This window comes from Bifidobacterium intestinale (genome assembly GCF_023656765.1).
GTDB lineage: Bacteria > Actinomycetota > Actinomycetes > Actinomycetales > Bifidobacteriaceae > Bifidobacterium > Bifidobacterium hominis.
Window position 1 is genome coordinate 327,464 of the sequence record NZ_JAMOKR010000001.1, and the last position, 12,612, is coordinate 340,075.

General features: G+C 56.2%; 14 protein-coding genes. 4 read left to right on the top strand and 10 right to left on the bottom strand.

All coding sequences use genetic code 11. The features are described 5' to 3' along the window. Positions 1 to 3: 3 nt before the first annotated feature. Positions 4 to 801, top strand: coding sequence for an SDR family oxidoreductase (locus NBH13_RS01365; protein WP_250778587.1), 798 nt, complete (start codon positions 4 to 6; stop codon positions 799 to 801). A 153-nt stretch (positions 802 to 954) separates the two neighbouring features. On the opposite strand, the gene hemW is transcribed toward NBH13_RS01365, so the two are convergent. Beyond that, the gene (gene hemW / locus NBH13_RS01370) at positions 955 to 2,160 is read right to left on the bottom strand and encodes a radical SAM family heme chaperone HemW (protein ID WP_099570617.1); all 1,206 of its coding nucleotides are present in this window, start codon (positions 2,158 to 2,160) and stop codon (positions 955 to 957) included. Next, entirely contained in the window at positions 2,160 to 4,040 is a 1,881-nt protein-coding gene (lepA, locus tag NBH13_RS01375) for a translation elongation factor 4 (RefSeq protein WP_099570618.1), read from the bottom strand. Before lepA ends, hemW begins: the two co-directional genes overlap by 1 nt. Positions 4,041 to 4,196: 156 nt before the next feature. Between lepA and rpsT the strand changes: the two genes are divergently transcribed. Then, on the top strand, positions 4,197 to 4,457 hold the full coding sequence (rpsT, locus tag NBH13_RS01380) for a 30S ribosomal protein S20 (RefSeq protein WP_003835031.1): 261 nt from the start codon (positions 4,197 to 4,199) through the stop codon (positions 4,455 to 4,457). Between the two features lie 103 nt (positions 4,458 to 4,560). On the opposite strand, the gene NBH13_RS01385 is transcribed toward rpsT, so the two are convergent. From NBH13_RS01385 to NBH13_RS01410, 7 genes are all read right to left on the bottom strand, one after another. Then, the gene (locus tag NBH13_RS01385; protein WP_250778594.1) at positions 4,561 to 5,310 is read right to left on the bottom strand and encodes a trimeric intracellular cation channel family protein; all 750 of its coding nucleotides are present in this window, start codon (positions 5,308 to 5,310) and stop codon (positions 4,561 to 4,563) included. Positions 5,311 to 5,490: 180 nt separating this feature from the next. Then, entirely contained in the window at positions 5,491 to 6,618 is a 1,128-nt protein-coding gene (locus NBH13_RS01390) for a branched-chain amino acid aminotransferase (RefSeq protein ID WP_003835037.1), read from the bottom strand. Positions 6,619 to 7,188: 570 nt separating this feature from the next. Beyond that, complete coding sequence (locus NBH13_RS01395) at positions 7,189 to 7,602, bottom strand: GNAT family N-acetyltransferase (protein WP_144165616.1); 414 nt, start codon at positions 7,600 to 7,602, stop codon at positions 7,189 to 7,191. Positions 7,603 to 7,687: 85 nt separating this feature from the next. Next, a complete protein-coding gene (gene crcB / locus NBH13_RS01400) occupies positions 7,688 to 8,056 on the bottom strand; it encodes a fluoride efflux transporter CrcB (protein ID WP_144090649.1) in 369 nt (122 codons plus the stop codon). Further along, complete coding sequence (locus NBH13_RS01405; RefSeq protein WP_186291075.1) at positions 8,053 to 8,562, bottom strand: fluoride efflux transporter FluC; 510 nt, start codon at positions 8,560 to 8,562, stop codon at positions 8,053 to 8,055. The genes crcB and NBH13_RS01405 overlap by 4 nt, the downstream gene beginning before the upstream one ends. 8 nt (positions 8,563 to 8,570) lie before the next feature. Next, the gene (locus NBH13_RS08660) at positions 8,571 to 8,696 is read right to left on the bottom strand and encodes a hypothetical protein (protein ID WP_260805437.1); all 126 of its coding nucleotides are present in this window, start codon (positions 8,694 to 8,696) and stop codon (positions 8,571 to 8,573) included. A 326-nt stretch (positions 8,697 to 9,022) separates the two neighbouring features. After that, positions 9,023 to 9,619, bottom strand: a complete 597-nt coding sequence (locus NBH13_RS01410; protein WP_099570623.1) for a 50S ribosomal protein L25/general stress protein Ctc — start codon at positions 9,617 to 9,619, stop codon at positions 9,023 to 9,025. A 286-nt stretch (positions 9,620 to 9,905) separates the two neighbouring features. On the opposite strand from NBH13_RS01410, the gene NBH13_RS01415 reads away from it, so the two are divergent. Continuing rightward, the gene (locus tag NBH13_RS01415) at positions 9,906 to 10,901 is read left to right on the top strand and encodes an alpha/beta hydrolase (protein ID WP_099570624.1); all 996 of its coding nucleotides are present in this window, start codon (positions 9,906 to 9,908) and stop codon (positions 10,899 to 10,901) included. A 215-nt stretch (positions 10,902 to 11,116) separates the two neighbouring features. Continuing rightward, entirely contained in the window at positions 11,117 to 12,403 is a 1,287-nt protein-coding gene (locus NBH13_RS01420) for an OFA family MFS transporter (RefSeq protein WP_250778596.1), read from the top strand. Here the strand turns inward: NBH13_RS01420 and NBH13_RS01425 are convergent. Beyond that, positions 12,395 to 12,535, bottom strand: a complete 141-nt coding sequence (locus tag NBH13_RS01425; protein ID WP_180753641.1) for a hypothetical protein — start codon at positions 12,533 to 12,535, stop codon at positions 12,395 to 12,397. The two genes, NBH13_RS01420 and NBH13_RS01425, sit on opposite strands and share 9 nt — an antisense overlap. Positions 12,536 to 12,612: the final 77 nt, after the last annotated feature.

A 12,612-nucleotide genomic window follows, 5' to 3' on the forward strand; every position in this document is an offset into this window, starting at 1 on the left:
CCCATGAACCAGCAACCCACAAGTCGACCGCTCACCGGCAAAACAGCCATCGTCACCGGAGCAAGCCGAGGCATCGGCGCCGCAATCGCACTAAGACTCGCGCAACTCGGCGCCAACGTGACCATCGACTACCTAAGCAACAACGAACGCGCGCAACAGACCATGCAACATATCGAACACGACGCCGCAGCGCAAGGACGCATCATCGTATGCAAGGCAGACGTGACCGACCTAGACCAAGTCAACGAACTCACGCAAACCACAGCCAACACTTTCGGCAGCATCGACATCCTCATCAACAACGCACTCAGTCACTACTCGTTCGACCCGCGCAACCGCAGTACCTTCGACAACACCGGCTGGAACGACTATGCAATCCAACTCGAAGGATGCCTCAAAGGCACCTACAACACCTGCACAGCCACACTGCCATACATGCGACGCCAATCATGGGGACGTATCGTCAACATCTCCAGCAACCTCGTCGACAGCCCCATCGTCCCCTACCACGACTACATAGCCGCCAAAGGCGCACTCATCGGGCTCACACGCTCGCTGGCGCAGGAAGCCGGCGCGTGGGGCATCACGGTGAATGCCATCGCCGCAGGTCTGACCGTAGGCACGGATTCAAGCCGCGCCACTACTGAAGATATTCGCGAACATATCATCGAACAGACGCCTTTGGGACGGCTCGCCACCGCCGACGACATCGCAGGGGGCGTAGCGATGCTGGTGGGTGAGGATGCGCGTTTCATCACCGGACAGACATTGCATGTCGATGGCGGACTCACGATGCGCTGATTGTGAACATCCGGCGACAGCCTCGTTCGAGGCGCTATGCCATCGGGCCTCGAATGCAACAACCTGCATCCGAGGCCCGTTTCAATCTGCACACTGTATCCGCCCATACCAAGATGGGCCATCTAAAACCAATTCGTCAGAGGATTATCGGCATTACAACGAGCAGGCGTCGAAGAAACGCTCGATGATGGTGTCGTTGAGCAGGCGTCCGGTTCGGGTTGGAATCACACGTCCGTCACGGATCACGATAAGACCTTCGTCTTCCATGGGTTGGATGCGAGCCATATCAGCCGTGTTTCCAAGGCGGCTCAAATCAAGGCCTTCACGCATGCGCAGACCAAGCATGATGATTTCTTCGAGGTTCTCCTCTTTGGAGATTCGTTCACTTCCCGACCATGGCACATCGCCGGCGTTGATAGCCTGCCCCCACATGCGTGGATGTGCGATATCCCAGCTGCGCAAACCCGAAGTTTTGACTGTTTCGGTTTTTTCCTCCGGCGCAGACTGTTCGACACCCAGCACATTGCCATAGTGGCTGTGCGCACCCGGTCCGAGTCCGGCCCAGTCGACATTGCGCCAGTAGCCAAGATTATGTTGCGATTCATAGCCGGGGCGTGCCCAATTGCTGATCTCGTACCATTCAAGACCGGCCGCTCCCAACAGATCGTCGGCGATCTCATATTTGGTTGCCTCATCGTCGTCATCGGGTGTGGGCAATGTTCCCGCAGCGATCTGACGGCCCATTTTCGTATTCGGAGCAACCGTCAACGCATATGCCGAAATATGGTTGACGCCTAAATCAATCGCCGTGCGTACGGAAGTCCTCCAATCGTCAAGGCTCTCCCCCGGTGCGCCGTAGATCAAATCGACGCTGGATCGCATGCCTGCGGCATTCGCGGCCGCAACCCCTGCCGCAACATTGGCTGGGGTATGGGTACGGTCCAAAGTTTTCAGCACGCTTGGCACGGCCGACTGCATACCGAAGGAAATACGGTTGAAGCCGCCGTCCGCGAGTTCCTTCACATAATCGGCGTTCACCGTGTCCGGATTCGCTTCGGTGGTGATTTCCGCATTCTCGGCAATGCTCCACGTATCGCGCACTGCATTCAACATAGCCACCAGATCCGAGGCTTTCAGAATCGTGGGCGTGCCACCGCCGAAGAAGACGGTGGCCGCTTCCGGTTCGTCAATGCCGTGCGAGCTCTGCCAATCGCGAACGATCGACATTTCTCGAATCACCATGTTGGCGTAGTTGCCGCGCGATGCGCCCGCTCCCATATCGACGGCGGTATACGTGTTGAAATCACAGTACCCACAGCGACGCATGCAGAACGGTACGTGAATGTAGACTTCGAACATCAGCCTTCGGTCTTCTGGGCTGCACGAATCTTGTCTTTGGTATCACGGTCATTGCCGGCATCTCCGGTCGACAATGCGGCGATGAACGCCTCCTGCGGCACCTCGACATGGCCGAGCATCTTCATGCGTTTCTTGCCGGCCTTCTGCTTTTCGAGCAGCTTGCGCTTACGGGAAATGTCGCCGCCATAGCACTTGGCAAGCACGTCCTTACGCAAGGCGCGAATGTTCTCGCGCGCGATGATGCGGGAGCCGATGGCGGCCTGAATCGGGATTTCGAACTGCTGGCGAGGGATGAGCTCACGCAGCTTCTTCGTCATCATCACACCGTAGGAATACGCCTTATCCTTATGCACGATGGCGCTGAACGCATCGACCTTCTCGCCCTGGATGAGAATGTCAACCTTCACCAGATCGGCGGACTGTTCGCCGTCCTCATGGTAGTCCAGCGACGCGTAACCCTTGGTGCGGCTCTTCAACTGGTCGAAGAAGTCGAATACGATTTCGGCCAGCGGAATTCGATAATGCATTTCCACACGGTCGGCGGAAATGTATTCCATGGTGCCCATTTGGCCACGATGGTCCTGGCACAGGTCCATGACGGCGCCGATGAATTCCTTCGGCGTGATGATGTCGGCGGCAACCATCGGTTCGACGATCTGCTTGATCTTGCCGTCGGGGAATTCGCTCGGATTGGTCACACGATGCACGGAATTGTCTTCCGCGGTGACCTCGTATGGCACGTTCGGTGCGGTGGAGATCAAGTCGAGATCGAATTCGCGGCTCAGTCGTTCAGTCACGATTTCCATATGCAGCAGGCCAAGGAAGCCGCAGCGGAAACCGAAGCCCAACGCCACGGACGTTTCCGGCTCGTAGATCAAAGCCGCGTCGTTGAGCTTGAGCTTATCGAGCGCCTCACGAAGTTCCGGATACTGCGCGTTGTCGATTGGGAACAGGCCAGCGTAGACCATGGGCTGCGGGTCACGATAGCCTTCGAGCGGATCGGCCGCAGGCTTGAGCGCGGAAGTGATGGTGTCGCCCACCTTGGACTGGCTGACGTCTTTCGCGCCGGTGATAACATAACCGACCTCACCCGCACCAAGCGCCTTTGTAGGCATCATGTCTGGGCTGATCACGCCGATTTCAATCGGATCATGGGTCATGCCAATACCCATCATGTGCAGTTTCTCACGGGAACGCAACTCGCCATCGACCATACGAATGTAGGTGACGATGCCGCGGTAGGAGTCGTAGACGGAGTCGAAGATCAGCGCACGCGCGGGAGCTTCCGGATCGCCGGTTGGTGCAGGAACGTCGGCAACAATGCGGTCGAGCAGTTCGGCCACGCCTTCGCCGGTTTTGCCGGACACGCGCAGCACTTCGGAAGGATCGCAGCCGATCAGGCCTGCGATTTCCTCGGCATGCTTGTCTGGTTCCGCGCTGGGAAGATCGATTTTGTTTAGTACAGGAATGATGGCCAGATCATGGTCGATGGCCATATACAGGTTCGACAGGGTCTGCGCTTCGATGCCCTGCGTCGCGTCGACGAGCAGCACTGCGCCTTCGCATGCGGCGAGAGCGCGGGAAACCTCATAAGTGAAATCGACGTGGCCTGGAGTGTCGATCATGCCGAGGGTATATTCGGTGCCGTCGAACGTCCACGGCACGCGCACAGCCTGCGATTTGATGGTGATGCCACGCTCCTGCTCAATATCCATACGATCCAGGAAACGATCACGCATCTCACGTTCGGGCACGATGCCGCTGAGCTGCAGAATACGGTCTGCCACCGTGGACTTGCCGTGATCGATATGCGCGATGATGCAGAAATTGCGAATCAACGACTGATCGGTGAAACCGGGCTGGTTATGCTGCTGGCCCACGCCATCCTCCTCTTGAAATATTCGACGCAAACGATTCTAACCGCTAGTATCGGCATGGTGAGTCGCGACACTCCTAAGCCCGTTGGCAATTTATCCGCGCGCCATGTTATCATCATCGTTTGTATGTCCTTATAGAAAACGTCGTTTGGAGAAATAGTGGCAAACATCAAGTCGCAGAAGAAGCGCGTTCTCACCAACGAGAAGGCCCACAAGCGCAACGTGGCCGTGAAGTCCAGCCTGAAGACTGCCGTTCGCGCCACCCGTGAAGCTATCGCCGCCGGCGATAAGTCCGCAGCAGAAGCCGCCTACAAGGTCGCAGCTCAGAAGCTCGACAAGGCTGCTGGCGCTGGCGTGATCCACAAGAACCAGGCTGCTAACCGCAAGTCCGGTCTTGCCGTGGCCATCAACGCTCTCTGAGTTTTAGAAGCTCACAGCTAACGAAAATCCCGCAGGTTTTTCCTGCGGGATTTTTTTGTTGCGCAGATTGCATCGTCGATTGATACACTACTATTTTTCTCTGCTACTTGCGCTTGCCGTACTTGCGTTTGTCGGAATCCTTATCAGAATGAATGACCGGTCGTTTCAGATATTTCGCTTCACTTGGCAGATACGTATTATGACGCACCAGCGCTCCCGGAAGCTGAATATCGAAAATCACCGATACCAATCGCATGCTGACCATCAATGCGACGATCAGCAGATCAAGCACCACTTCGGCTGGAAAACTGACGATTCCAGCGTCCACGCCTTTGCAGACAAGCACCGTCAGTACGCACCCCACGGCAGATGGAACCGCATACCAATGTTTGTCACGAATCACCATCGGCACTTCGTTGATGAGCATGTCTCGAATCAGGCCACCTCCAAGCGCGGTGAACATGCCGAGAAAAACCGCGGTCATGCCTGACGTGTGGTACATCATGGCTTTGCTGGTACCGTTGACCGCATACAATCCCAATGCCAGAGCGTCCAACGACAGCATGGACCATTTGAGCTTGTTGATTTCGGGATGGCACACCGCTACAGCCACCGAAGCGAGCAGCGCGACGATCACCAAACCCTTGTCTGATACGCCGACTGGTGGCGAAATACCCAACAGCAAGTCACGGATGATGCCTCCGCCCAGTGCGGTGAGCCATGTGGTGACGAGAATCGCGAAAATGTCGTAGCCTTTGCGCACGGCAGCGAGTCCGCCGCACATGCCGCAGCAGAACGTCGCCAAATACTCAATCCCCCAGAAGAAGGCATTACTTTCCAACGCCACCGGCATGCTTCCCTTTCCCTTCCCTCACTTTCGGATTTCGCGACTTCCCATCGTACACAGACAAAGCGTGAGGACGGAACATGTGTTGCTCGACCGTAGGCTTGGCCGAACGGCCTTGAGTGTGTCGAGCAATATATGTTCCGCCCTCACGCGGGGTCAGAACCCATAAAAGTCAGTCGCGAGAAATCAGCAGACCTTCCACATCCAGTTGTGCGGATCCTCGATCTCGCCAAGCTGGATGCCCAGCAGCTGGTTGCGCAGGTTCACGGTGAATTCGCCGGAGTTGCCGTCGGCAACGGTCACGTCGAACTTCTCGGACTTGAAACGACCGATCGGGGTGATGATGGCTGCGGTACCGCAAGCGAACACCTCGGTGACTTCGCCGGACTTGATGTCTTCGAGCAACTGGTCCAGAGCGATCATGGTTTCGACCACGTCGTGGCCGTTGTCCTGGATGAGCTGAATCAGGGAGCGACGGGTCACGCCCGGCAGAATGTTGCCGGTCAGAGACGGGGTCTCCACGTGGCCGTCCTTGTGCACGACCATCATGTTCATGCCGCCAAGCTCCTCGAGGTAGGTCTTGGTAGCGGCGTCGACGAAGCAGACCTGCTCGCAGCCGTGGTCGATGCCGGTGTATTCGCCCAGCAGGGATGCGGCGTAGTTGCCACCGCACTTGGCGAAGCCGGTGCCGCCAGGGCCGGTGCGGAACCACTTGTCTTCAACCCAGATGCTGACCGGCTTCACGCCGCCTGGGAAGTACGGGCCGGACGGAGATGCGATCACGCAGTAGTCCACTTCCTGCGGAGCACGCACGCCGAGGAACGGCTCGGAAGCGAACATGAACGGACGCATGTACAGGGTGTACTCGCGGCGGGTCGGAACCCAGTTCACGTCACGCTTGACGAGGGCAGCCACGGAACCGATGAAATCGTCGATCGGCAGTTCCGGCAGGTACAGACGCTTGGCAGAGTTCTGGAAACGCTCGGCGTTCGCATCCGGACGGAACAGCCAGGTGGAACCATCGGCATGACGGTAGGCCTTCAGACCTTCGAAGCATTCCTGAGCGTAGTGCAGAACGGATGCGCCCGGATCCATCTTCAGCGGCGCATACGGCTCGATGCGGCGGTCTCCCCAGCCTTCGCCCTTGGTCCAAGTCATGTGGGCCATGTTGTCGGAGAAGACCTGACCGAATGCCGGCTTGTCGATGAGTTCGGCACGTTTGGCGTCGGATGCCGGGTTTTCGTTCGGGAGCACGGTGAACTTCTCGGTGAGCTTGTCAAGCTCTGCCGGATCGTGATGATTCTGTTCAGTCATTCTTTACTTCTTCTTGTTGCAGCCGCCCGAAAGCGGCCAGCGGTTGTTGGTATTCCAGTGCTTGTGGCACCGGTTCTGGTTAGTAACTTTCCCACATCATAATCTCTTTCGATTACAAGCGTTCGCGATATGAGATAGGAAGAAACATCCTGCGAAAAAGTTGCCGCCCTCACGCCGGTCGGCACCCACCGCAGCTTCGTTCGGCTAACAAGAGCTCCCAGGGTTGGGCACTGTCAGGAGGCCTAGGGAACTGCTGTTAACTGCCATGGTGCATCAACTTCCTTTACCCCGGAAACAGCACAGCGGCGCAACCTCTGCCCGCCATCCGCGGGCAGCATCGACAAGACGCCCCCCTATGCACGTATCCGCGCTACATATGGCAGATTTGTGAACTTGACCGGGGACATCTCGCCTATATATGGCAGAACTTGCTGGAAAAAGACCACATAGGGGGTACGAAAATGACCAAATGCTCCGCCCAACCCTCCAATGTATTGGCGGATACTCGAAAAAGCAATACCCCCGTCATTAGACGGGGGCAATAAGATTGTTGGCGTCACGATGCTTGTTTCAGCGGCGTTCTCCCGGATTGCGGATCTGCATGGCCACGCCGTCTTCCATGATTGAGAAGCCGTGCTTCTGATAGAAGGTGGCGTTCTTGCTTTCTTCCGGCATGACTTCAATATAAAGGTAGTCGCGGTATCTCTCTTTGACCATGCCCACCAAGTGGCCTGCGATGCCATGACCCTGATATTCCGGATCGACCAGCACGTAATGCATGTAAGCCACCATCTCAGTGTCATCGAGCACGCGCACCAAGCCCACCAAGCGGTCGCCGTCCCATGCGCTGAACACGGTGGACGATCCCATCAGAGCCTTGTGCAGACGTTCCGGATATTCACCCGACACCCATCCGACGGACCGGAACAGTTGCTGCGTCTGTTCTTTGGTGAACTTCTTTTCATCGGTATACGTGATTTCCATAGCCCCGAGCGTAGCTGCATGTTACGCGCGGACTTAAGCCAGTCTCTGCATTGGGACATGATTTTGGAATCACGTTTACGTTGGCTCAGGCCAGCCAGTAACCGCACGCAACGGCCATGACAGGCACGACGATCGAAGCCAGAGCATAACCGATGAAACAAGCGATTTTCCCATTGCGCAGGAGCGTAACCGTCTCGTTCATCATAGTTGAGAACGTTGAGAAACCACCAAGAAATCCTGTTGCGAGCAGTAGGCGGCAGTCGGGGCTTATGGTGTTCGCCGCGAACAATCCCGCCACCAAGCCGGCAAGCAGACCGGCCACAACATTGATGGCAAACGTCGAAAGCGGGAACGTTTTGCGCCACAATGCCTTGATATACGAATCGCAGATATAGCGCGCGGCCGCGCCAACGCCACCGCATGCGCATACGCCGATCGCAAGCATTACGCTCATCGGATCGCCTCCTTGTCAGCATGTTCGTCTTTGTTTCGTTCCGCCAACCACGAACCGCATAAGGCACCGGCATAGGCGAGCGCAAAACCGACAATGAACGTTGCGCAGCAATAGGTGAGGACGCTGGGAATCGCGTGATCGTCAATCATCATGAATTCTTCCAATGCGAGCGTGGACATGGTGGAAAGGCCTCCGCACATGCCCATGCCGAATCCACGATTCACGTATTCTTTTGCACGGCCTTTCAACAGACTGGAAGATCCCAGCCATGCGGAAAGCGCCGCATATACAAAGCAGGCCACCATATTAGCTGCGAATGTGCCGACGTGAAAGCTGCCCACGTCCGCAATGAACGAGCTCGCATACCGCAGTCCCGTGCCGACGCATCCGCCAAGGAATACCACCATCACCACATCAAGCCGAATAATACGCTTATTCAAATGTTTCTCTCTTCCGCACCGTCTCACTTTGTCTCTCGTGCATTGTTTCCGTGCACCGTCAGTCATACTAGTCGTTATTCGATTGGAATGCTGATGCACGTCACGTATTTGCCGGAATCCTGCGTCAGACCATTGTCGATCAGTGTGATCTCACGTGGGAAGCCTACCACCGTCAAATGATGATTCTCGATATAGTCCATTAATGTGCGGCATCAGGATGGCTGCCGGGAAAACGGATCGTCACGCAGTCCGTCTCCGGCAGTACGCAAACGTTCCCCTCGCACCCGACAGTGCCATACGGGTTCACTGAACGTATAGGCGAGTATAGCCCGTATCCACCCGTTATACCAATATTGCGTAAGAAATGCAGGATTCGCCGTCAGTTTCGTATGCCTTCCAGCTCATAGAACGGATGTTGCCGGGGTACGAAAAAGCCCATGTGCGTCTGAGCACATGGGCTTTTCATCATCTTTTACGGTTTTTCAAAACCGTAAGATGGAAGTTTGCTTCCTTAAGCTAGCTGAGCTCACTCAGCGTCGGCAGCCGGAGCGGCTTCGACCGGAGCAGCCTCACCGGCAGCGTCTTCCGGCACCTCGACGGTGACGACGGACTCTTCCGGATCCTCAACGTCGAGCACAACGCCTTCCGGCAGCACGACGTCCTTGGCGAAGACCTTGGAACCGTCGGTCAGGCCGTCAACGTTGACCACGATCTTCTCCGGCAGGTTGGCGACATCAGCGCGAACCTTGAGCTCCTGAATGTCGACGAATGCGACGGCAGCGCCCTTCGGGGTGCCCTCAACGAACACCGGCACCTCGACGTCGATCTTCTCGCCGGCCTTGACCTCATAGAAGTCAACGTGCTCGACGATGCGCTTCACCGGGTTGCGCTGAACGTCCTTGACGACGGCCATCTTGGTCTCTTCACCGTACTTGATGGTGAACAGAGCGTTGGTGTGGCGCAGGGACAGGGTGGTCTCCTTCATCGGCAGCTGCACGAAGACCGGCTCTTCGCCGCCTGCGTACACAGTGGCCGGAATGAGGTTAGCAACGCGCATGCGGCGGGCAGCGCCCTTGCCGAACTCGGTACGGGCAGCACCTTCGAGGGTAATGGTGGTAGCCATGGGCTATTTCTCCTTGTTGTATTCGTTCATTCTGTTTCGGCGCATCAACGAGCCGTGGAAAGAGCTCCTGCAAGGAGTTGTGAATCACACGCCGAGTCGATAACGGAAGCCATACGCTTCCCTCGCCAAGACAACATTCAACCAGTATACGGCAGGGACGGACATCATCGGAAAACGTCACAAATCAAAAATGGAAAAATCCGTCAAAGCACACGAAAACGCCGTATGCACGTACAATCGATAGTAATTGTGAACAATCCGTCAATCGCAAGGAATCGAGACAGCAATGAAGCATGACAATGGCACAATCGTTCGTGATATTTGCATCGCCACGGGAGCCGTGGCGGCTGCCTGTATCGCATCGTTGGCTGCGACTGCGAAATACCTGTTCCATTTCTGCATCGATACGCAATGGAAACGTTCCGTTTTCCATCAATCGCTGATTGCTCCGGAACGTATCGAGAAACTTCAGCAGGGTGAGGCAAAGGAAGCAGGAGAATGGTTCTCGCAAGCCAAACAGCCGGTGACGATTACCAGCGATGATGGACTTCGACTGCATGGATGGCTGTTCGATCCGGATTGCACTGCGCCGAAACCACACCTGTACGCGATCTGCATGCATGGCTATACCGGCGTGCCGGAGGAAACCGCAAAATGGGCACATCGTTACGCCCGCATGGGATTCACCGTATTGGTTCCGTCGCAGCGCGCCCAAGACCTGAGCGAGGGACGGTACGTCGGCATGGGCTGGCTTGAACGCAATGATCTACTGAATTGGATCGACCTTATCGTGTCGAGTGACGCCGACGCCCGTATCCTGCTGTATGGCGGTTCGATGGGCGCGGCAACGGTGATGATGACGACGGGAGACCCGCGTCTGCCGCGCAATGTGGCGTCCGCGATCGTCGATAGCGGCTACACGTCTGCACGCATGGTGTTCATCGACAACCTTCGGCATTCGTCGCATCTGCTGAAACCGCTTGCCGCGGCATGCGTGGATGCCACGGGATTGTTCTGCAAACATTATGCAGGGTACGATTTTTCGGAAGCCACCTGTCTGCAGTCGCTCAGACATACCGTCATTCCGATGCTGTTCATTCATGGCGAACAGGACGACATCGTGAGCTCACGTTTCCTCAAGATCAATTACGAAGCGTGCTCGAGCATCGATCGGGAAAAGCTCATGGTTCCCGACGCACGCCATATGGAAGCATCCGTCGTGGATCCCGAACTGTATTGGAACACCGTCAACGCCTTCATCAAACGCGCATTCGAATTGTGAGCCATGAAAACTGTGTCAAGACTCACATGAGATTTTCCTCATGTTTATCCCCAAAGTGAACATACGCAATGTTCATTTGTTGGAAAACCAATGAAATCAACGGCTTACCCACTCCTGTCACCTCCCGGCACGCTCAAGGCCATGGAATACTCCACCATTATCTTGTTGTTTGTTCGTCGCAGAGCGAACAAACAACAGAGAGGAACGAATATTACATGGTCAATCAACAACATGGGGGAAACCGTTGGGTGAGCGCTGTTATTCCGGCGTTGCTCATTCATATCTCAATCGGCACCGTATACTGCTGGAGCGTGTTCAAACAGCTGATCGCCGATCAGATGCATGTGGCCCCGGGCATTGTGGAATGGGGATTCTCGCTTGCCATCTTCTTTCTTGGCATGTCGGCCGCCTTCCTTGGACCCTTCGTCGAAAAGGACATCAAGAAATCGGCTTTGATCTCGACGGTCTGCTTCGTCTGTGGGTTCGCCGGTACCGGAGCCAGTATTGCGGCGGGATGGCTCCCCGGCGGGTTCATCTTCTATGGCGTGATCATGGGTATCGGGTTGGGCGTCGGCTATCTGACGCCGGTGAAGAACCTGATGCTGTGGTTCGCTGACAACAAGGGTCTCGCCACCGGCATCGCCGTCGCGGGATTCGGTCTGGCCAAGGCCATTGCAAGCCCGGTCATGCAGTGGCTGGTCTCCACGATTGGTCTGGCGCCCATGTTCTATGTTCTTGCCGTCGTATACGCGGTAATGATGCTGATCGGCTTCGCACTAATCAAGCGTCCAGCCGGATACGTGTATTCCGAACAGGCCCGCATCCGCCGTCGCGACATCATGAGAAAACCGGTGTTCTGGGCGATTTGGCTGGCCTTCTACCTCAACATCACCTGCGGTCTGGCATTGATCTCCCAAGAGAAGGACATCCTGCATGATGCGCTGTCCATCCTTCCAAAGTACGCGTCGCTGAACGCGACACAGCTGGCCACGGCCATTGCGGGAAGCATCAGCGTCATCCTGGCCGTCGATGCCGTGTTCAATGCTGCCGGACGTATCGGGTTCTCCGCACTGTCCGACCACTGCAAGCGCCGTGAAACCGCATATCTGGTGATTTTCATCATGTCCATCGCGGTGTGCGCGTTGCAGATCTTCACGCATTCGATTGACAACGGCACCCTATGGCTGATTGTGACGATGCTGTTCCTCATCAACGCCGGCTATGGCGGCGGCTTCTCCACACTGCCGGTGCTGCTTGAGCAGCACTTTGGTATGAAGTCAGTGTCCACCGTGCACGGCCTGGCTTTGAGCGCGTGGGCGTTCGCCGGATTGTCCGGCAACCAGCTGGCGTCCTTCGTCGTCTCTCATACGACGGATGCGGCCCACCGATACAGCGCGCTGATTCCGATCATTACCGTACTGTACGCTGTCGCTCTCGTGTCTATCATCGCCGTGACGCTCGCCACGAAAGGCAAGAGCGCCAACGCCTTGTCATCACGCTGACACGGCGGACAAGCCTATCAACGCCTTACGCGGATGTTCTGGGCATTCGCCCGCAACCCGCTCCACGCCGAGGAACAGACTCCGGTCCTGTTCCTCGGCGAACTTCTTTCCATTGGTATATACGATGTACATGATTTCTTCCTTTCCCAATCCATTTCTCCGTATTCCACCGCATCACCTTCTGATTCACGCACACTGACGACAGCCAT

What these genes read in the sequence shown, in the direction of transcription:
- NBH13_RS01365 (WP_250778587.1), top strand. Translation starts at nt 4, where the DNA reads ATGAACCAGCAACCCACAAGTCGACCGCTCACCGGCAAAACAGCCATC.
- hemW (WP_099570617.1), bottom strand. Translation starts at nt 2,160, where the DNA reads ATGTTCGAAGTCTACATTCACGTACCGTTCTGCATGCGTCGCTGTGGG.
- NBH13_RS01385 (WP_250778594.1), bottom strand. Translation starts at nt 5,310, where the DNA reads ATGCCGGTGGCGTTGGAAAGTAATGCCTTCTTCTGGGGGATTGAGTAT.
- NBH13_RS01390 (WP_003835037.1), bottom strand. Translation starts at nt 6,618, where the DNA reads ATGACTGAACAGAATCATCACGATCCGGCAGAGCTTGACAAGCTCACC.
- NBH13_RS01395 (WP_144165616.1), bottom strand. Translation starts at nt 7,602, where the DNA reads ATGGAAATCACGTATACCGATGAAAAGAAGTTCACCAAAGAACAGACG.
- crcB (WP_144090649.1), bottom strand. Translation starts at nt 8,056, where the DNA reads ATGAGCGTAATGCTTGCGATCGGCGTATGCGCATGCGGTGGCGTTGGC.
- NBH13_RS01405 (WP_186291075.1), bottom strand. Translation starts at nt 8,562, where the DNA reads ATGACTGACGGTGCACGGAAACAATGCACGAGAGACAAAGTGAGACGG.
- NBH13_RS08660 (WP_260805437.1), bottom strand. Translation starts at nt 8,696, where the DNA reads ATGGACTATATCGAGAATCATCATTTGACGGTGGTAGGCTTCCCACGT.
- NBH13_RS01410 (WP_099570623.1), bottom strand. Translation starts at nt 9,619, where the DNA reads ATGGCTACCACCATTACCCTCGAAGGTGCTGCCCGTACCGAGTTCGGC.
- NBH13_RS01415 (WP_099570624.1), top strand. Translation starts at nt 9,906, where the DNA reads ATGAAGCATGACAATGGCACAATCGTTCGTGATATTTGCATCGCCACG.
- NBH13_RS01420 (WP_250778596.1), top strand. Translation starts at nt 11,117, where the DNA reads ATGGTCAATCAACAACATGGGGGAAACCGTTGGGTGAGCGCTGTTATT.
- NBH13_RS01425 (WP_180753641.1), bottom strand. Translation starts at nt 12,535, where the DNA reads ATGTACATCGTATATACCAATGGAAAGAAGTTCGCCGAGGAACAGGAC.